The organism is Cohnella terricola, assembly GCF_007786475.1.
Lineage (GTDB): Bacteria > Bacillota > Bacilli > Paenibacillales > Paenibacillaceae > Cohnella > Cohnella terricola.
Map to the genome: position 1 here is coordinate 225,466 of NZ_VNJJ01000001.1, position 18,903 is coordinate 244,368.

16 protein-coding genes are annotated in these 18,903 nt (G+C 51.6%); 15 read left to right on the forward strand and 1 reads right to left on the reverse strand.

What is annotated here, in order from left to right; all coding sequences use genetic code 11:
• The first annotated feature begins 225 nt into the window (after positions 1-225).
• The 9 genes from FPZ45_RS01075 (at position 226) to FPZ45_RS01115 (ending at position 11,649) form a co-directional block, all read left to right on the forward strand.
• On the forward strand, positions 226-1,944 hold the full coding sequence (locus FPZ45_RS01075) for a sensor histidine kinase (protein ID WP_144697502.1): 1,719 nt from the start codon (positions 226-228) through the stop codon (positions 1,942-1,944).
• Positions 1,945-1,970: 26 nt separating this feature from the next.
• Positions 1,971-3,569 (forward strand): response regulator transcription factor, encoded by a 1,599-nt coding sequence (locus FPZ45_RS01080; RefSeq protein WP_144697505.1) that lies wholly within the window; start codon positions 1,971-1,973, stop codon positions 3,567-3,569.
• Positions 3,570-3,747: 178 nt separating this feature from the next.
• A complete protein-coding gene (locus FPZ45_RS01085; protein WP_144697508.1) occupies positions 3,748-5,268 on the forward strand; it encodes an ABC transporter substrate-binding protein in 1,521 nt (506 codons plus the stop codon).
• A 34-nt stretch (positions 5,269-5,302) separates the two neighbouring features.
• Positions 5,303-6,307, forward strand: coding sequence for a Gfo/Idh/MocA family protein (locus FPZ45_RS01090; protein WP_144697511.1), 1,005 nt, complete (start codon positions 5,303-5,305; stop codon positions 6,305-6,307).
• 39 nt (positions 6,308-6,346) lie between these two features.
• Positions 6,347-7,321, forward strand: coding sequence for a Gfo/Idh/MocA family protein (locus FPZ45_RS01095; protein WP_144697513.1), 975 nt, complete (start codon positions 6,347-6,349; stop codon positions 7,319-7,321).
• 107 nt (positions 7,322-7,428) lie between these two features.
• Complete coding sequence (locus FPZ45_RS01100; protein WP_246120269.1) at positions 7,429-8,385, forward strand: ABC transporter permease; 957 nt, start codon at positions 7,429-7,431, stop codon at positions 8,383-8,385.
• A 15-nt stretch (positions 8,386-8,400) separates the two neighbouring features.
• Positions 8,401-9,282 carry a carbohydrate ABC transporter permease gene (locus FPZ45_RS01105; RefSeq protein WP_144697516.1) on the forward strand — a complete coding sequence of 294 codons (882 nt, stop codon included), beginning with the start codon at positions 8,401-8,403 and terminating at the stop codon, positions 9,280-9,282.
• A 260-nt stretch (positions 9,283-9,542) separates the two neighbouring features.
• A complete protein-coding gene (locus FPZ45_RS01110) occupies positions 9,543-10,127 on the forward strand; it encodes a TetR/AcrR family transcriptional regulator (RefSeq protein ID WP_144697519.1) in 585 nt (194 codons plus the stop codon).
• Between the two features lie 106 nt (positions 10,128-10,233).
• A complete protein-coding gene (locus tag FPZ45_RS01115; RefSeq protein WP_144697522.1) occupies positions 10,234-11,649 on the forward strand; it encodes an MFS transporter in 1,416 nt (471 codons plus the stop codon).
• Positions 11,650-11,705: 56 nt separating this feature from the next.
• Here FPZ45_RS01115 and FPZ45_RS01120 read toward each other — a convergent pair whose 3' ends face one another.
• The gene (locus FPZ45_RS01120; protein WP_144698322.1) at positions 11,706-12,854 is read right to left on the reverse strand and encodes an epoxide hydrolase family protein; all 1,149 of its coding nucleotides are present in this window, start codon (positions 12,852-12,854) and stop codon (positions 11,706-11,708) included.
• Positions 12,855-12,963: 109 nt separating this feature from the next.
• On the opposite strand from FPZ45_RS01120, the gene FPZ45_RS01125 reads away from it, so the two are divergent.
• The 6 genes from FPZ45_RS01125 (at position 12,964) to FPZ45_RS01150 (ending at position 18,888) form a co-directional block, all read left to right on the forward strand.
• Positions 12,964-13,815 (forward strand): AraC family transcriptional regulator, encoded by an 852-nt coding sequence (locus FPZ45_RS01125; protein ID WP_144697525.1) that lies wholly within the window; start codon positions 12,964-12,966, stop codon positions 13,813-13,815.
• Between the two features lie 107 nt (positions 13,816-13,922).
• Positions 13,923-15,155, forward strand: coding sequence for a GAF domain-containing sensor histidine kinase (locus FPZ45_RS01130; protein ID WP_144697528.1), 1,233 nt, complete (start codon positions 13,923-13,925; stop codon positions 15,153-15,155).
• Positions 15,142-15,774: a response regulator gene (locus tag FPZ45_RS01135; protein WP_144697531.1), complete on the forward strand. Its 633-nt coding sequence runs from the start codon at positions 15,142-15,144 to the stop codon at positions 15,772-15,774. The genes FPZ45_RS01130 and FPZ45_RS01135 overlap by 14 nt, the downstream gene beginning before the upstream one ends.
• A gap of 152 nt (positions 15,775-15,926) precedes the next feature.
• Positions 15,927-17,303 carry a M20/M25/M40 family metallo-hydrolase gene (locus FPZ45_RS01140; protein ID WP_144697534.1) on the forward strand — a complete coding sequence of 459 codons (1,377 nt, stop codon included), beginning with the start codon at positions 15,927-15,929 and terminating at the stop codon, positions 17,301-17,303.
• A 34-nt stretch (positions 17,304-17,337) separates the two neighbouring features.
• A complete protein-coding gene (locus FPZ45_RS01145) occupies positions 17,338-18,465 on the forward strand; it encodes an amidohydrolase family protein (RefSeq protein ID WP_144697537.1) in 1,128 nt (375 codons plus the stop codon).
• A 42-nt stretch (positions 18,466-18,507) separates the two neighbouring features.
• Positions 18,508-18,888: a Rieske (2Fe-2S) protein gene (locus FPZ45_RS01150; protein ID WP_144697540.1), complete on the forward strand. Its 381-nt coding sequence runs from the start codon at positions 18,508-18,510 to the stop codon at positions 18,886-18,888.
• Positions 18,889-18,903 lie beyond the last annotated feature (15 nt).

Genomic DNA, 18,903 nt, shown 5'->3' on the forward strand with positions numbered 1-18,903 from the left:
CAAAGGACGAAGACAGATCAGTGGTGACAACGTTCCTTCGACGAGAATAAATTCGCAAGATGAGGTTAACCGGCTTGATCCGGTTTAACCTCTTTTTTCGTTGTAATTTTTTCTGAAAACGAGATTCTGCTGGCGACTCAAGTGACCGCTTATATTGCAATTTCATTGTCGTCCTGCTAGAAGCAAGCTATACTTAGTTCAATTAATCGGTAAGGGGACGATGGCATGAGAGGACTGAACAGAACCTTCCTGAGAACGATTCGCTTCAAGTTGCTGTTCGGTCTACTTCTCGTCATAGTCCCCCTGGTCGGTCTGCTCATCTATAATAACTTCTATGCGATTCAAATCATTCGCAACCAGGTTATGCAATCCAACGTGAATATGATGAGCCTATACATGGGCCGGATCGACGCCAGTCTTAAGGAAGTCGACAACTACTTGTACGCGCTGGCTGCCACGAACACTGACCTGCTTCAACTGGACGTACCGGAGAAGCGCAATCCGAATGAATACAACATTTCGAAAATTGCGTTAGCGAAAAAAATCAACACCGACATCAACTCGTACAAGTCGATTGATTCCTTTATCATCTATTCCCGCGAGAATGACGATATGATGATCACGGAGGAAATGAGCCAAAGTTATGACTACCGCAAAGTCTTAAACGATAGCATTCAAAGCTGGCTTCGGACAGATCCCGGCTCAAAAGGAAATTCCGGCGAACGTTGGCGAACTTATTGTATCGGTAACGAGTATTTCCTGTATCATATCGTGAAAGCGGGCAATGTCGATATCGTCGGCTGGGTCAATGTCAAGAAGATCATGGTTCCCTTGGAACTGATCCAGTTGGGCCAGGACGGACGGGCCGTCTTAATCGACGAGACGGATTCGTCGGCGATGAACGATCGCGACTATGTGAGCGAGCACGGGATCGACTTGAAGTCCGACCGTCTGACCGGCTCGAACGGCAAGTTCCTGGTCGCGGGGGCGCAGTCGAGCCTCGGGCCGTTCAGTCTGGCGGCCGTAATCCCGGATAGCGCGATTCTGGAGCGGTTGTCTTCCTTCAAGGATATCATCGCCGTCATCTGCATCGGTTCCGTTATTGCCATCCCGTTCGTGTTGTTGTTCTTCCAACGCCTAATCTTGCTGCCGGTCCGGCGAATCGTGTCGGCGATGAAGCAGGTAAAGCTCGGCAACTGGGAGGCGAGGATCGAGCCGTCTCCATCCTCGGTGGAGTTTGAGCTGATGCACGAATCGTTTAACACGATGATCCGGACGGTCCAGGAGCTGACGATCAGCGTATACGAGGAGAAAATCAGCAAGCAGACCGCCGAGCTGATGCACCTGCAGCTCCAGATAAATCCGCACTTCTTCATGAACACAATCAATATGATTTACAACTCCGCGCAGGTGCGCGATTACCCGATCATTCAGGAGCTGTCTCTAGCGCTTGTCCGCTATTTCCGGTATATGCTGCTTCAGGGCGACAGGACGCAAGTGCCGCTGCGAGACGAGGTAGAGCAGCTGATCAATTATTTGCGAATTCAGGAGATGCGTTACGGCGACAGTCTGACCTACGAGCTCTCGGCGCCGGAGGAGCTGCTGGATCGGCCCGTGCCGCCGCTGCTCGTTCAGACGTTCGTGGAAAATACGATCAAGCACACGCTCACGATGGACGAGCCGGTGCATCTGCAGATCGATATCTGTAGCGCAAACGGGGACGGAACGGGGCTGCGACTGCTCATTCGGGATACGGGCAATGGATTCCCCGACGAGGTGCTGCACAGACTGGCCGTCCAAGAGGATGTGCGCAGCGAGCGGGGCGAGCATGTGGGGATCTGGAACGCAATGCATCGGCTGCGTCTGCTGTACGGAGACCGGGCGGACATCAAGTTCGCCAATGGCGAGGAATGGGGCGCCGAGATTCGGATTACGTTGCCATGAGCGAATAGCCGGGAGGGAGTTCATCTATGTATCAACTACTGATTGTCGATGACGAGGCCTATACGGCCAAGGTGATCGCGGAGGGTGTGCATTGGGACCGCATGGGGATATCTTCGGTGCATGTCTCGACTAATATCCGGCGGGCCAAGGAGGTCATCCGCAGCCAACGCGTCGACCTGATGATCTGCGACATCGAGATGCCGCAGGGAAGCGGGCTAGAACTGATGGAGTGGGTGAATGAGGAGGCGCCGTATGTGGTATGTATTTTTCTGACTTGTCATGCGGATTTTAAGTTTGCCCAGCGTGCAATTCAGCTCGGCAGCTTCGAGTATCTACTCAAGCCAATCCGTTTCCCGGAGATCGAGAAGGTGGCGGAGCGGGCGTTGGCGGCCATCGCTGCCGAACGGGAGAAGACAACCGAGCAGGAGAAATTCAAGCGATACGAAGTGTTATGGACGTCCCAGCAACCGCTGTTCGTTGAGCACTTCTGGCGGGATCTGCTAGCGGGGATGTTCCCTTCCGAACCCGAGCGAATCAGGGAGTACCTGGAGAAGGGGAACTTGACATACAGCGAGGAAGCAAGATATATACCCGTCCTAATCCGAATCCAACGTCGACGCGGAGAGTCGTTCGTCCGAGAGGAGGGTTCGCTATCCGATATTTTGAAGGAACTGCTGCAGGAGCAGGGGAGTATGGGGCAGCCGGTGCGCATGAGTCCAGAGATGCTGCTACTGATTGTCGGCGAATCGGAAGCGGACGAGCTTCGGACGAGCATGCAGATGCTCATTCAAACGTGCAGAGGAAGGCTTGATTGCGACCTATTTTGTTACGTTGGAGTCGCGGCGACGGCACATCGGATGGTCGAAAGCTACCGGGAACTATTGGCGATGGACGTAGACAATATCCGGTTGAAGAACGAGGTACTGTTCGCAGCTCATCCGCAAGAGCCAACTGGCGTCGAAGATCTGAAAGCGCTTCCCGCACATGTCTGGATGCAACTGCTGAAGCAGAATTCGGAGGCCAAGCTGCTCAGCGAGATCCGCGACTATCTGGACGATGCAGACCGGAACAACCGGCTTAACGCCAAGCTGCTGCGGGAGTTCTATCACAATTTTCTGCAAATCGTCTACCATGTGCTCCATTTGAACGGGCTGCAGGCTCATATCATATTCGAGGAGAACTCCACGCTAGCTCTGCAGGCGACCCGATCCGTCGAGCATATGTTGCAATGGATCGAAGTGTTGGTGAGACAGTCGGTTCGGCATTCCCAGGATGCGGAGAAGACAGGGAACGTGGTGGAGAAAGTGAAGAGCTATATCCTGAACCGCTTATCGGATCCCGAGCTGTCGCGCGAGGAAATCGCGGCTCATGTCTACTTGAATCCCGACTATCTTACCCGAATGTTCAAGAAGGTGACGGGAATGAAAATTTCGGATTTCGTTGTACAGGAGCGAATTCATGTGGCGAAAGAGCTATTGATCAAGACGAACAAGCCGATCCATAGCATCGTTACCGCTATCGGTTATACGAACTTCTCTCATTTCTCCCGGATCTTCAAAAAGAGCACGGGGCAGACGCCGCAGGAATTCCGTCATTCCCGAGAAGAGCTTGGAAGCCTTTCATAATCTAAAAGGCAGCAGCCGGATACGTAGCAGCGTTCCGGCTGCCGCTCTATTCCATGTATGTTATTGTTAGCGTTTTTATTGCATGTCAGATTACGCATAACAATTAGTCTGTATTAAGGTAGCGGCAAACAAACACGATTCCTTATGATAAATGTATCAAAAGAAGGGAAGGTGACAAATGAGAAAAGGGAAAAGGTTACTGTCTATGTTGATCGGGGGGGCGCTGCTCACCGCATCGTTGTCCGCATGCTCCGGCAACAACGGAAAGAATAGCGCAGGAGGTGCACCGAGCGCATCCGAGTCTGGGGAATCTTCTTATGTAATTACGATGGCTTATCCGGGGAACGATCCGCAGGATCTGCAGCTTGTTCAGGATGAGATGAACAAAATCCTCAAGGGTAAAATCGGGGCGACGGTCAAGTTGCTTCCAATCAGCTTTGGCGCTTGGCAGCAACAGCTTAACTTGATGCTTTCCTCGAACGAGAAGCTGGACATTATGACTGTCCAGAGCGCCGAATATGCCACGAAGGTGGCGAAAGGACAACTGGTTGCATTGGACGATCTGCTTGCATCCAACGGACAGGATATTTTGAAAGCGGTTAATTCCTCTTACCTCGATGCCACGAGAATCGACGGGAAGATATACGCGGTGCCGAGCATTCGCGACTTCGCGGCTGGACCGGGGATTCTCATGCGGAAGGACCTGGTGGACAAGTACCATATCGACGTGAACAGCATCAAAACTTACGAGGACCTGACCGCCGTATTCCAGACGATCAAGGATAACGAGCCGAACATCACACCGCTCGTTCCGTTAAACGGCGGCAGCACGACACTAACGTTCACTGATTTGATGAACACGAGCGACTTTGACACGTTGGACGATTCGATCGGCATACTGCCTGGCCTCGATAACCAGTTGAAGGTGACGAATCTGTTCGAGGATCCCATGTACGAGGAACGGCTTAATCTCGTTCGGCAGTGGTACCTGAACGGCTTCATCTCCAAAGATGCGGCGACGATGACCGACTCCGCCGTGACGTTGATGGGTGCGGGCAAGGCATTCGCTTACCTATGTCGGATCAAGCCGGGCATTGAGTCGCAGGAATCGGCGTCGACCGGGCAGCAATTGGTGGCCGTATCGTTCGATCAGCCGGTGACGCAGACGAGCAATATTACAATCATCATGCAAGGCATCGCGTCGAATTCCAAAAATCCGGAGAAAGCGATGCAATTCCTCAACCTGTTGTACTCCGACAGCGATCTGCTTAATCTGCTCGATTACGGCATTGAGGGAAAACACTACGTCACAAATTCTGATAATCTGATTGACTATCCCGAAGGCGTGACCAGCGCGACGAACGGCTACACGAACACGGGCATTCTGTTCGGAAACCAGTTGATCTCACGCGTATTCAAGGGCAACGATCCGGATATCTGGAACCAGCTTCAGCAGTTCAACCAGAATGCAAAGCAATCGAAGGCGCTCGGCTTCACATTTAACGTCGATCCGGTCAAGACGGAGTCGGCGGCTGTTCAGAACGTGATGAACCAATTCAAGGGCGGCCTTGAAACAGGTACGCTGGATCCGGAAAATACTTTACCGAAGTTCATCGACAAGCTGAAGGCGGCTGGTCTAGATAAGATCATCGCCGAGAAGCAGAAGCAGTTGGATGCTTGGTCACAGAACCACCAATAGGCGCCAGCCCCAACCGTACAAGGAGGAAATCGTTATGCAGCACATTTTGCTAATAGGCGCCGGTTCGATGGCAACCGTTCATGCCTTCTCGTACCTGAGCCTGTCTAAGATCAAGCTCGTCGGGATCGTCGATCCGAATTCGGAGAAGGCGGAGCCGCTAGCGCAGATGACCGGCGTCCCAGCCTTCGTCACGTTGGAGGAGGCGCTGGACAAACTGGAGCAAGTCGATATCGTCGATGTTTGCGTGCCGACCTTCCTGCATAAGGAATACGTATTGAAAGCGGCACTGCATGGCAAACACGTCATCTGTGAGAAGCCGTTAGCAGGTAATCTGGCGGATGCGCAGGAAATGATCGACTTCTGTAATTACCGGAAGGTTAAGTTATTCGTCGCACACGTCGTTCGCTTCTTCCCTGAATACGAGAAGGTCAAGGCCCATCTGGACAGCGGCTCGATCGGACAGGTAGGCGTCGTGCGAATGAGCCGGGTCGGAAAGATGCCGGCAGGACACCAGGATTGGTACAGCAACCCCGATCTTAGCGGCGGCGTCGTGATGGATCTCTCGATCCACGACATCGACTTCCTGCGTTGGTGCTTCGGCGATGTGGAGCGCGTCTACGCCAAAGGATTGCGCGGTCGGGAGTGGAACACCAAGCAACTGGACTATGGTCTAGTTACGCTGCGCTTCCGCAACGGCGTCATCGCGCATGTGGAAGGCTCCTGGGCGCACGAGGAGTTTGTCACAACATTCGAATTCGCAGGTTCCGAAGGCATCGTTGATTACGACAGCAGCAAAGACAAGCCCTTGGACTTGAAGCGCCGCGAGTCTTCGGAAGCGGGCGGGGGAGTCTTCGTACCGCTGAGCACAGTCGAGCCCAATCCTTACGCCCGCGAACTGCAGCATTTCATCGAATGTATCGAGACAGGAGCGGACCCGCGGGTGACGGCGGAGGACGGTTTCAAGGCGGTCGAGGTCGTGTTGGCGGCACTGCAGTCAATGGATTCCGGTCAGCCGGTGACTTTGGGCGAACGGGAATAGCGTACCGTATGGCGTAGGATGAAGAGGAGGGCACTACCCATGAAAATCGGAATTATCAGCGTGGCGCATATGCACGCGGTTGGCTATATGTATGTTCTGCAGGGCATGCCGAACGTTGACATCGTCGGTATCGCCGACGAGGATCGGTCGCGTGCTGAACCGTGGGCGAAGCAATTTAACTTGCCGCTATACAGCAGTTATCAAGAACTGTTGGAACAGGAATTGGACGCGGTTATTGTCACTTCGGAAAATGCGAAGCATCACGAGCACGTGATCGCCGCCGCTCGGGCCGGTAAGCACGTGTTGTGCGAGAAGCCGTTATCGACAAACCTGGAGGACGCGCAGGAGATGATCGATGTTTGCGAACGCAGCGGCGTGTACCTCGGCACGGCTTTTCCGGTTCGCTTCAGCACGCCTGTCGCCGCCGCTAAGAAGGCGATCGAGAGCGGCCAGATCGGCGAAATTCTGGCGATTAAGGGTACGAACCACGGTTTTATACCGGAAGGCTGGTTTACGGACCCCGCGCTGTCGGGAGGCGGGGCGGTCATGGACCATACGGTGCACTTGGCGGATTTAATGAGATGGTTTATGGAGACCGAAGTGAAGAAGGTTTACGCCGAGTACGACAGTCGTTTCTCGGACAACCCAATCGACGATTGCGGAATCGTGACGCTCGAATTCGAGAATGGCGCATTCGCCACGATCGACTGCAGTTGGTCCCGTACGAAGGCCTATCCGACATGGGGCGACGTTACGATGGAGATTATCGGCACCGAAGGCATTCTGCACGTGGACGCGTTCGGCCAGAAGATCAACGTGTATAGCGATAAAGTCGGTGTGAAGTGGGACCCTTGGGGCGACAACATGGACGAGGGGTTGCTGCGGAACTTCCTGGATCACATCGGGCAGGGCAAACCTCCGCTCGTGACCGGAGTGGACGGTCTGCGGGCGACGGAAGCGGCGCTGGCTGCCTACCGCTCCTTCGAAGAGAAGCGGACCGTCGTGTTGCGATAGTCTTCAAAGCAAGCCAATAGGGTACGTTCGGACTGTGATCCGCCTGTTGCGCATTACGAGCGGTGGATCACGGTCTTTTTTGACCTGCGAAACGGAGGGATTCGAATATGTCGCACAGCATCGCAGACACGTCTCAAGATTCGGTCCGGCGAAGAGGCGGTCGGAAGTTCAAACGGTACGGCCTTCTGGCGCTTATGATGCTGCCTGGCCTCGTTTATTTTCTCATTAACAATTACTTTCCGATGTTCGGTCTTGTGGTCGCTTTCAAGGACGTTAATTTCTCCAAAGGCTTCCTTGCCGGCGATTGGGTAGGGCTGAAAAATTTCGAATATTTATTCAAGACGTCCGATGCTTACGTCATCACCCGCAACACGATTCTTTACAACGGCTCGTTTATTGTCATCAACACGGTGGCGGCCATCGCTGCGGCGATCCTGCTGAACGAGATCAAGAACAAGTTGTTTATGCGCTTCTATCAGAGCGTCGTGCTCATACCGTACCTAATCTCTACTATTATTATCAGTTACCTGGTGTTTGCCATGTTGAGCACGGAGACCGGATTCGTCAACCGGACGATTCTGCCACTGTTCCATCTGGACGAAATCTCCTGGTACAACGAGGCGAAATATTGGCCGGTTATTCTGACCGTGGTCAACTTGTGGAAAAGCGTCGGTTTCCTATGCGTCATCTACCTGGCCTCGATCATAGGCATCGACCCCGAATATTATGAGGCGGCGACGATTGACGGTGCGTCGAAATTACGGCAGATTCGCTCGATCACGCTGCCGCTTCTCGTGCCGATGATTACGGTAATGACGCTGCTGGCGATCGGACGCATCTTCTACTCGGACTTCGGCCTATTCTACCAGGTGCCGATGAATTCAGGCGCATTGTACGACACAACCAATGTCATCGACACCTATGTGTATCGCGGGCTGATCCAGCTCGGCGACGTAGGCATGTCCTCTGCCGCCGGCTTGTATCAATCGATGGTGGGGCTGGTTCTCGTACTGCTGTCCAACTTTATCGTCCGCAAGGTAAGCCGAGAAAATTCGTTATTCTAAAGGGGGGAGCGGCGAATGAACCGCGAACATCGGATCTGGCAGTGGATAACGCACATCATCATGGTGCTCGCTTCGATCGGGTGTCTATTCCCGTTCGTCTTGCTGATCGTCTCCTCGTTCACCAGCGAGCATGAAATTATTCGCGAAGGGTACTCCTTCTGGCCGAAGTCGTTCAGCCTGGAGGCCTATTCGTACCTGGGCGGCAAGCTAAACGAGATTACCCGGGCTTATGGCGTAACTGCGCTGATTACCATCATCGGCACAATCGTCGGAGTGGCGATTACCGCCATGCTGGCATATCCATTGTCCCGGCAGGACATGCCTTATCGCAATCTGGTCGCGTTCCTGATCTTCTTCACGCTGCTGTTTAATGGCGGACTCGTACCGACTTACCTGATCTACACGCAGGCGTTCGAGATCAAGAACACAATCTGGGCTTTGGTCGTACCGGGTCTATTAACTAACGGATTCAACGTCATGCTGGTCCGCTCGTACTTCGCTTCATCCGTTCCCACGCCTGTCATTGAATCGGCAAGCATCGACGGGGCGGGCGAAATCCGCACTTTCTTCTCGATCGTTATTCCGCTGTCCACGCCCATACTCGCGACAATCGGATTGTTCCAGCTTGTGCTCTACTGGAACGACTGGTTCAACGGTATGATTTACATTACCGACAGCAAGCTGTATAGCCTGCAAAACATGCTTAATCGTATTTTGACGGACATCCAGTTCCTCGCCTCGGGCAGCCTCGGTTCGAACGTCCGAACCGGACCGATGCCGAGCGAGACGGTCCGTATGGCGATCGCCGTCATCGGCGTCGTGCCGCTATTGATCGCGTACCCGTTCTTCCAGCGCTTTTTCGTCAAGGGCTTGATCGTCGGCGCGGTGAAGGGATAAGCGATTGAATTAATGCCAAGGCGGGCGGGCGAATGTTTCCCAAGAGGTCATACTCGAGGGAGATATTCGCCTTTTTGCATCCTTCAATGCTCCTAGCAGGTAGGAGAAGCGGCGGGATCATCTTATTTGACCAAACGGTCTGGAAATGATAATATGTGGTCACAATGAAGGGGGGTAGAAAATTTCGCGTATGGTTAACGCCTATTCTTGACTGAACGATCCAGTAAGGGTAGTATGGGACTGAAAGGAGGCTTGTGAAAATGGCAAGAAACAAGGAATTCGATACGAACTTCGTGCTGCACAAGGCCATGGAAGTGTTCGGACATTACGGTTACGAGGGGACTTCGCTTCAAATTCTGCTCGACAGCCTGGGAATTGCCAGGCAGAGTTTATATGATACGTACGGCACGAAGCGGGATCTGTTCGTTAAAGCCGTCAAACACTACGTGAACGAGAAATCGTCGGCTGTCGTCGCTTATCTGGAGGGGACGGGACCCGTCAGGCAACAGATCGAGAGGATTTTCCGCGATATCGTGGCGGCGCTTCAGGATAAGGATCGGCGCAAGGAATGCTTGATTCTGTATAGCGCCATCGACCAGGTTCCTCACGATCCGGAGATCGCGACGTTGTTCGAACAAGACCGAATCCGGCTGGAGAAGGCGTTCCATGAAGCCTTGATTCGAGCTAAGGATCAAGACGAGCTGAATGATCAACAGGACTTGCTTGCGCTCGCTAAGTATTTGTATCATGCCCGATACGCGTTGACCCAAGTCGCCAAATTATCCGACGATGCAAAAGTGCTGGAGGAAATTACGGCGGTTACTCTGTCCGCGCTTGATCGATAAGAGAAGATCAGAAGTACGCTGATCTTCGTTTATTTTGGCGTTATTAGATCGATCGGTCAAAATATATTCAAATTAGACTATTTGGTCTATAAAGGAGAGGATTTCGATGAAAACAAAAGGATTAGCGCTTTTCATTCTGGCCATTTCGCAGTTGATGATGGCTCTCGATTATACGATTATTTTTGTCGCTATGCCTTCCCTTGGCGAAGAGTTGGGCTTCTCGGCCAACCATCTGCAGTGGGTCGTCAGTGCCTATTCGCTTGCCTTCGGTGGATTCTTGTTCATTGGCGGTCGGTTATCCGATTTACTGGGCAGACGCCGCATGTTCATAATCGCGATGGCCTTGTTCGGTTTAGGTTCGTTGCTCGGGGGCCTATCGGAATCCCAGCTTATGCTGATCATCGCTAGGGGATTGCAAGGGCTTGGAGGCGCGTTGTTGTCGCCGGCGACGTTGTCGCTGATCATGTCCAACTTCGAAGAAGGCGCCGAGCGTAACCGGGCCATGGGCATTTGGTCGGCAATGGGCGGAGTCGGCTTGTCCCTCGGTCTGCTGCTTGGCGGAGTATTGACCAGCTACATCGGATGGGAAGCCACCTTCTTCGTGAATGTGCCGATCGCGCTTCTCGCCATTGCGATGGCGCCGATCGTGCTCAAAGAAAGCAAGATTTCGTCCAAAGCAAGGTCGTTTGACGTTGGCGGCACGTTATCGGTTACGGCAGGTTTGCTTCTTATCGTTTATTATCTCATCCAATCGCCGGTCGAAGGATGGTCTAGTCTAAGGACTGTGCCATATGTCATAGCTGGCGTTATCTTGCTCATCCTTTTCGTTGCCATCGAGCATCGTTCGGCAGCGCCACTGATCTCCTTCCGCTTGTTCCGCAATCGCAATCTGACCGGAGCCGCGCTGACCGCTTTCCTTTTTTCCGCATCGTTCGGTACGCTCTATTACTTCCTAACGCTTTATATGCAGGATGTTCTGCACTATTCGGCCGTTCAATCCGGATTTTCTTTCTTGCCGCTTACGCTCAGCGCGTTTCTGGGAGTAAGGCTGATTCATATCCTGTTAACGAAGGTTGGGGCAGCCGGCACGATTGCTGCGGGAATGGGAACTGGAGCCGTCGGATTTCTGATGCTCACTCAGCTATCCGCTACGGGTTCGGCATGGGGATTCATTCCGGGCATCGTGATGATCGGCATTGGCCAAGCGCTTGTATTCACGACGATGTTCATCGCAGGCAGTACGGGCATCGATCCTAAGGAACAGGGCGTGGCTTCCGCGCTTATAACGACAGGTCAGCAAATCGGCGGCGCGATCGGTCTCGCGGTCATTATGGCGATCATATCCGCAAGCTTGGGCTCGAATGCGACATTGGAGACGATGACTGCGGCCGAACTGAACCACTCCATTCATATTGCGTTCAGGGTTACGACCGCCGTAACGCTGCTAGGTATAATGGTTGCCTTCATTGCTCTTAAGCAAAACAAGACTGCTAACAAGGAAAACTCGATGGCTAGGGTTTGAGAGTGATAGCATGATTCCGTGTAACAGCCTGCTGACAATCAGCAGGCTGTTCCTAGTTAAGGTCTAAGAGGACTGTAGAATTCGCGAATGTCGTTGGCTAGCAGCTCCGGTTCTTCCAGAGCAGTAAAATGCCCGCCGGAAGGCATAGTGGTCCAACGAGTTACATTCAAATTGCTTTTCGTCCAGGATTTTGGGGGGAGCAAAATGTCCGCAGGAAATAGGGCCAAGCCTGTCGGAACTTCTATGCGGCCCAATGGAGGCAAGGTATGCGAATTTTCGTAATATATACTTGCTGATGATCCGACGGTGTTGGTTACCCAATAGATCATGATATGAGTCAATAGCTCATCCTTGCTGAATATTTGTTGGAGGTCCCCCTCGCAATCGCTCCATGAGCGAAATTTCTCAACAAGCCAAGCGGCCAAACCTACCGGTGAGTCGGAAAGTCCATATGCCAGACTTTGAGGTTTGGTCGATTGAATGGACATGTAACCTCCCTCTTGGGAAATCCATTCGGAAGCCTTTTTCTTATATTGTCGTTCTTCTTCGGAAAGTTTCAACTCATCATGCGAAGTCATAAGACTCCTTATTATGCCGACATCCGTTAGATGGATGCCAACTAAAAGTTCAGGATAGGTTGCTGCCAGATATCTCGTAACGCCGGAGCCGACATCACCGCCAGCGGCTGCAAATTTTTTGTAGCCTAATTCTTCTGTCATTAGCTTAGCCCACATCTGAGAGACACGATAATTGTTGATGCCGGGTTGGGTGGGTTTGCCGGAGAATCCAAATCCGGGTAATGAAGGAACAATGACATCAAAAGAGTCCTCGGGATTACCTCCGTGACTAGCCGGATCCGTCAGGAGAGGAATTATTTTTTGATAACGAAGGTAACTGTCGGGCCATCCATGGGTAAGAATTAGGGGGAGGGGGTTAGGCCCTTTGCCGCGCTCGTGTACGAAGTGCACATCTATTCCATCGATATTGCAGCGATATTGGGAAAAGCGGTTCAACTTGGCTTCTTGTGCGCGCCAATCGTAATGATCTCTCCAGTAGGAAACGAGTGTCTTTAAATAATTTAAATCTGTTCCTCGCTCCCAATTCGAGCCTTCTAATTGATCAGGCCAACGAATGTGTTGCAGTCGGTATTGCAGATCGTCAAGAATTTCATCGGAGACTTGAATGTGATAACGCTCAACAGTCATCATAAATTCCTCCTTTTTGCGGATTCACATTGTAATTATATCCCTAGAGGTTGTATGTTACACTGTCATAAATGAAGCAACCAACTACACTATTTGATTGGTGAACAATATGCCGCAAATCGATCGATACAAAAAACGTGACGTGTATGTAGAGTTTAATGCGGTGGAGGATTTTACCAGACTCCCCTATCCTGAACGGTATACGCTGATTTTGATTACGTCTGGAAGTATGAAAGGGATATTGAACGAACGTCCGATAGCAATAAGCGCTCCTGGCGTTCTTTGCTTGGCCGAAGGCGATAAGGTGCAGATCCTTGAGAAGCTTAACGTGGCCGCACAATCCTTTCGTTTTCATCCCGAATTTCTTAACACAATAACGCTTGCCGAGACGGAGGAATACTTTCCTTCAGTTCCTAGAATCCAAACGGGCCTTTCCCTTTTTCATAGAGATTTGCATACGGGTGTGCCTCGTGTAACCGAGAAAGCATATCCGCTACTGTTTGAATGGTTTTTTGTGCTCGGCACAGAGGTGCAGGCGCAAAGCGATGCACTCTGGGTGTGCAGAATAAAAAAATACCTCATTCAAATGATGGGGTTGCTTGAGGAATTGAGTCGAAACAGCGAACAATCACCCGTCGATGCGGTGTTAGATTATATACATACGAATTATTCACGAAAGATTTCATTGGAGGATTTGACAAATCACGTTCATCTTAACCGTGTGACTTTGAATAAGAAGTTTCAGGAAAGATGCGGAACTACAGCGATTGGTTACCTGCTTTCCTATCGATTAAAGGTTGCGAGCGACCTTCTGACACATACAGATATGAACCTTAATGAAATAGCGCGCGTCGCAGGATTTGAGTATGACACCTACTTCATTAAACAGTTTACAGCTAGAAAAGGGATATCACCGACGAAGTACCGTACGATCTCTCGTAATTTTGCTACTGTTCAATAACTTAGAGCTGGATTTCGATTGTGTCATTCGTATTAATTCCGATATTGACAATCGGATAAATTAGAATAAACTTATCCTTACTATAAAAATGACCTAAGGTTGATTCCATGACAACGAGATACGATGCGCAAGAACCGACTCGCATTCAAGCGTTAAGCAGCATGGCCATTGCTCTCAGCGAAACGCTGAACTTGGATGACCTCCTCTATAACGCAGTCAACAAGTGCGTAGAGATATTAGAGTATGACGCCGCAGCCCTATATTTGCTTGGTAAGGACAAGAGAATGTTTATAGCGGAATACCTGTATGGGTTTCCGGAGCAAACCAAGCCGTCTCTGAAGGAATTCCCGATAATCGGACTTACGGCACAGGTCGTGAAAACGGGAAAAACGATCGTTGTACCCAACGTAGAGCCTCACCACGAACGTCGACCGTATTTGTCCGAGTTCAAATCCTGCATCATCGTGCCCGTCAAAGTGAGAAAAGAAACCGTAGGCGTGTTCCTTCTTCACTCCAAGTCTTCTCGTCAATTCGTGAAGGATGAAATATTGCTGATTGAATCGATCGGGCTTCAGATCGGCGTTGCCAGCGAGAATGCCCGCATGTTTGAGTCGATGCGAAGAAGCCGTCGTTTGAACGCGCAATTGCTGGCTGCCCAAATAAACGCGCAAGAGAAAGAGCGGGAGAGAATCGCCAGCGACATTCACGATTCGATCAATCAGTCTATGGTGGGCATTCATTTCCATCTGCAATATTGTTTGGACGAAAAGCAATGCGACCCGGATCAGATAAGGCCCATTCTGAGCAAGCTGCTACAGACGACGGAGAAGAGCATGATGGAGTTCAGGCAAATCATTAACGACCTGCACCCGGTAGCCATTCAGAAATTCGGATTTCTGGGAGCGTTGGAGGAACTGATCTCGTCTGTTTCCATTCAGAATGCGCTTCGAATCGAAATGTTCGTCACTGGCGAGCCAGCGCGATTCCGGCGGGAAGTTGAAATATCTTTATACCGGATCTTTCAGGAGAGCATTAATAACATCGTCAAACATGCCAAGGCTTCCCACGCGGAGCTGGCAATCCACTTCGGGTCCGATTATTTAAAGATTAGAATTCGGGACTATGGCGCAGGATTTGTGACAACCGGTCAAGCAGAGCATGGAGCGACCTACGGCTTGATCGGAATGAAAAGACGGGTTGAGGAATTGGAGGGCCGCTTTGCCATCGACGGCGAAGCCTCGCCTGGAACCCGCATCGATATCGTATTGGATATGAACCGACTTTGTTGCGAAGTCGAGAGAGAATGGCATACAAGGGGAAAGTTCGATGAACAGTTATAAGGTTTTTCTGGCTGACGACCATCATATCGTTCGCGAAGGAATGCTCCTTCTGCTGCAATCAACCGCATTCGAGGTGATCGGTGAGGCTGCCGACGGGGAAGAGGCGTTATCGCAAATCCGAGAGCTGAAGCCGGATATCGCGCTTCTTGATCTGAACATGCCCAAGCTGGACGGCATAGAGGTAACCCGGATGATCAAAGAGAGTGACCCGGACATCAAGGTGATCATCTTAACGGTTTATATGGAAGAGAAGTTTCTAAAGGAAGCAATCCAGTGCGGAGCTGACGGTTATGCTTCCAAAGTGATACGCAAACACGAGCTGATCTCCGGAATGGAGAGCGTAGTTCGGGGAGAAAGATTCATCGATCCCAAATTGCTGCAGCAGTCGTTCATGAACAGTCTGGAAAAGAAGGGCGACAAGGAATCGGCGCTGACGGACAGGGAACTGGAAGTTCTAAAGCTGGTTGCCCAAGGGAAAACGAACAGAGAAATTTCAGTCGAGTTATTCCTAGGCTCCGATACGACCAAGGAGTATGTGGGCAACGTCATTCGCAAGCTCGATTGCAAGAATAGAACGGAAGCGGTCGCCAAGGCGATCCGAAATCATATCATCGTATGACCCCCCCCCCATTTGGGGGATAAAACCTCCGTTTCGGGGGTGTTTTATTATGGACGGGGGTAGTATTCTTGATGTTAATAAAGTAACCACGGACACAAATCCGAGTTAGCAGGTGTGTATAATGTACAATTGTGAAAAAGGAAGTCGCTGTCATGCTTCAAGTTGAAGATCGTGTCGCAAACCGACTGCCGCAAGCCATTCAGGCTCTGCAACGCTACTGTCGGCAACCGGGAATCAGTTCGCAGGGTGTAGGAATCCCGGAGACGATTGATCTGATTGGACAAATGGTGATAGAAGCGGGCGGACAGGTTAGGGTACTTAACGACCTGGGCGGCAATCCGGTTATCTATGCAGAGTTCGAGCCGGGACCGGAAGGCAGCGCAGACAAAACGCTGTTGTTCTATAACCATTATGATGTCCAACCTCCCGAGCCGCTCGAGGAATGGAATTATCCGCCATTCGGAGCGGAGATTCATGAAGGCAAACTCTTCGCTCGGGGAGCATCCGATAACAAGGCCGATCTGGTCGCCCGCCTGCAGGCGATCTCCATCTTGCAGGAGGAAGGCTTGCCTTGTCGGATCAAGTTCCTGATCGAAGGAGAAGAGGAGATCGGTTCACCGTCGCTTCCTCTATATCTGGAGAAGTATGCTTCGTTGTTCCAAGCGGATGCTTGCGTGTGGGAATGGGCGCAGAAGAACGCGGAGGAGAAGCTGGAGATGGTGGCGGGAGCCAAAGGCTTATGTTATCTGGAGCTTACAAGCGAGACCGCCGATATCGATATTCATTCGGCTTACGCTCCGGTGGCAGACAACGCCGCATGGCGCTTGACCCAGGCACTCGCAACGTTGAAGACGGCCGATCATCGGATCGTCGTGGAGGGCTTCTATGACGAGGTGGAGCACCCGTCCGAATCATTGAAGGACATCGCACGGAACAATCCGTACGATACGGCGGCTGCTTCTAGTCTGTATGGCTTGAAGGGGAAGATGATTGCTGCGGATGCTGCTAGGGCGGCTCTTCTCTTCGAGCCGACGATGTCTATCTGCGGAATCGAATCCGGCTATACCGGTGTCGGAGTAAAGACGGTCATCCCCAGAAGGGCGAAGGCCAAGCTGGATTGCCGTCTAGTTCCCCGTCAGGACCCCGAGGATATCGCCCGTAAGATACGACGCCATCTGGACAAGATGGGGTTCGCGGATATTCATGTCGAGCTATTGAGCGCAAGTCATCCCTTCCGATCCGATATGAACCATCCGGTCATCGGTATTGTGAACGCAACGGCAGCCGCCGTGTACGGCGAGGGAAGATATGCCTTAATGCCGAATTACCCCGGGACGGGACCGATGCACTTGTTCGCGCGATATTTAGGGCAGCAATTGCCGATCGTCGCGATTGGCTCCGGCTGGTGGGATGACCGAATTCATGCGCCTAATGAATCGATTCGGATCAAAGATTTCGAAGAGGCGCTCGGTTATATGGTTCGGTTCATTCGCGAGTTCCCAAGAATGGACCAGCGGGCAGAAAGTTGATCATGCATGAAGTAATAAAGCGAGGTTAGCGAACATGTTGGAGCAAGAAAGACAAGCGTTGGCGTCAGGAGGGCTTATCGATGCGGATGTTCACCCGTTTATGAGCTCCTTGGAAGAAATGGTTCCCTATACGGATAGAACCTTACGCAAGAGACTACGTATCGGCGAGTTCAAGAATAGTTCTTTTGGCGAGAACACCTTTACCAGCGATTCGTTTAAGCTGCCATTTCAAAGATATGACAACATCGGTCCCCTGCATGGCTTGCGTACGGACGCAGTTCCGCCTAGTGGGAAAATTCCGGGCGCGGACAAAGAGTTTATGGTGAAGGATCTGTTAGACCGCTACGATACCAAATTTGCCGTACTGAACGCCGGGGGTGGCGTTATGGCAGCCTATCACGACGTAGACCTATCTATCGAATTCAATCGCGCCTACAACGACTACCTGTATGAAGAATGGGTCAACTACGATCCCCGGTTCAAAATGACGATGATGGCTACACCTCTTGATCCGCAAGCTACCGTCCGGGAAATCGAGCGAATCGGGAGAAGGCCGGGCGTAGTGGGCATTAATTTGCAGAACATCAATATTCCGCTCGGCAAGCGTCACTTCTATCCCATCTACGAGATCGCGGAAGAATACGGACTTCCGATCATCTTGCATCCGGACGCGGAAACTTCGGGAGAGTATGCTCCGGCTCAGGCTGTGGGCCCGGCGTCTACGTATATGGAATGGCACACAAGTCTCGGGCTTGTCGCGCAAAGACAAATCATCAGCCTCGTATGCGACGGCGTATTCGAGAGGTTCCCGAAGCTGAAGGTGGCTTTTATCGAATATGGTTTCTCGTGGCTTCCCTCGCTGTTGTGGCGAATCGATAAGAATTGGAAGGCTTTGCGCGAGGAAGTGCCTTGGATGAAGCGTCTGCCAAGCGAGTATATCCTCCAAAACATTCGGATCGGTACGCAGCCCTCCGAGGAGCCGTTCTATCCAGGAGACTTGAACGAGATCATTCGGATGAGCAAGGCGGAGGATATTCTGATTTATTGCAGCGACTATCCGCACTGGGATGGCGATCCTGTGGATCAAGTATTCCGCAGCTTCTCTCCCGAGCTGAAGGAGAAAGTGTTCTCCAAGAACGGCAGAGAATTGTTTGGACTATAAGCGGAATGATCTGTGATGCTGCCAGTAGCGAGGTGAAGAGAAATGAGTGACCAATGGGACCGGCATGAGGTATGCGCCGATGGGGAACTGCTTCCGGGGATGCGGAAGGTTGTTACGATCCGCAGACAGGAGATTGTCGTGCTTAATGTGGAAGGCCGGCTGTACGCTCTTCAGAATCGGTGTCCGCATATGGGCGTGCCGCTTGCACATGGCGCCGTATGCGGAACCATGGTTCCCAGTGACCCGGGCACGCATGTTTACGGCTGTCATAACGCAATCATCAAGTGCCCGCTGCACGGCTGGGAGTATTCGCTGGAGAGCGGACATAATGTGTTCGCCTCAGAGAAAGTCAGAATTCGAACATACGAGGTTGTTGTGGAAGATCATACGATCTATTTATTAACCCCCAAAAAGATAGGGTAGAGGAGAAGAGTGGAA

Coding starts and splice junctions, on each gene's coding strand:
- FPZ45_RS01085 (WP_144697508.1), top strand. CDS start 3,748: ATGAGAAAAGGGAAAAGGTTACTGTCTATGTTGATCGGGGGGGCGCTG.
- FPZ45_RS01110 (WP_144697519.1), top strand. CDS start 9,543: ATGGCAAGAAACAAGGAATTCGATACGAACTTCGTGCTGCACAAGGCC.
- FPZ45_RS01125 (WP_144697525.1), top strand. CDS start 12,964: ATGCCGCAAATCGATCGATACAAAAAACGTGACGTGTATGTAGAGTTT.
- FPZ45_RS01080 (WP_144697505.1), top strand. CDS start 1,971: ATGTATCAACTACTGATTGTCGATGACGAGGCCTATACGGCCAAGGTG.
- FPZ45_RS01100 (WP_246120269.1), top strand. CDS start 7,429: ATGTCGCACAGCATCGCAGACACGTCTCAAGATTCGGTCCGGCGAAGA.
- FPZ45_RS01095 (WP_144697513.1), top strand. CDS start 6,347: ATGAAAATCGGAATTATCAGCGTGGCGCATATGCACGCGGTTGGCTAT.
- FPZ45_RS01120 (WP_144698322.1), bottom strand. CDS start 12,854: ATGACTGTTGAGCGTTATCACATTCAAGTCTCCGATGAAATTCTTGAC.
- FPZ45_RS01150 (WP_144697540.1), top strand. CDS start 18,508: ATGAGTGACCAATGGGACCGGCATGAGGTATGCGCCGATGGGGAACTG.
- FPZ45_RS01115 (WP_144697522.1), top strand. CDS start 10,234: ATGAAAACAAAAGGATTAGCGCTTTTCATTCTGGCCATTTCGCAGTTG.
- FPZ45_RS01105 (WP_144697516.1), top strand. CDS start 8,401: ATGAACCGCGAACATCGGATCTGGCAGTGGATAACGCACATCATCATG.
- FPZ45_RS01090 (WP_144697511.1), top strand. CDS start 5,303: ATGCAGCACATTTTGCTAATAGGCGCCGGTTCGATGGCAACCGTTCAT.
- FPZ45_RS01130 (WP_144697528.1), top strand. CDS start 13,923: ATGACAACGAGATACGATGCGCAAGAACCGACTCGCATTCAAGCGTTA.
- FPZ45_RS01075 (WP_144697502.1), top strand. CDS start 226: ATGAGAGGACTGAACAGAACCTTCCTGAGAACGATTCGCTTCAAGTTG.
- FPZ45_RS01145 (WP_144697537.1), top strand. CDS start 17,338: ATGTTGGAGCAAGAAAGACAAGCGTTGGCGTCAGGAGGGCTTATCGAT.
- FPZ45_RS01140 (WP_144697534.1), top strand. CDS start 15,927: ATGCTTCAAGTTGAAGATCGTGTCGCAAACCGACTGCCGCAAGCCATT.
- FPZ45_RS01135 (WP_144697531.1), top strand. CDS start 15,142: ATGAACAGTTATAAGGTTTTTCTGGCTGACGACCATCATATCGTTCGC.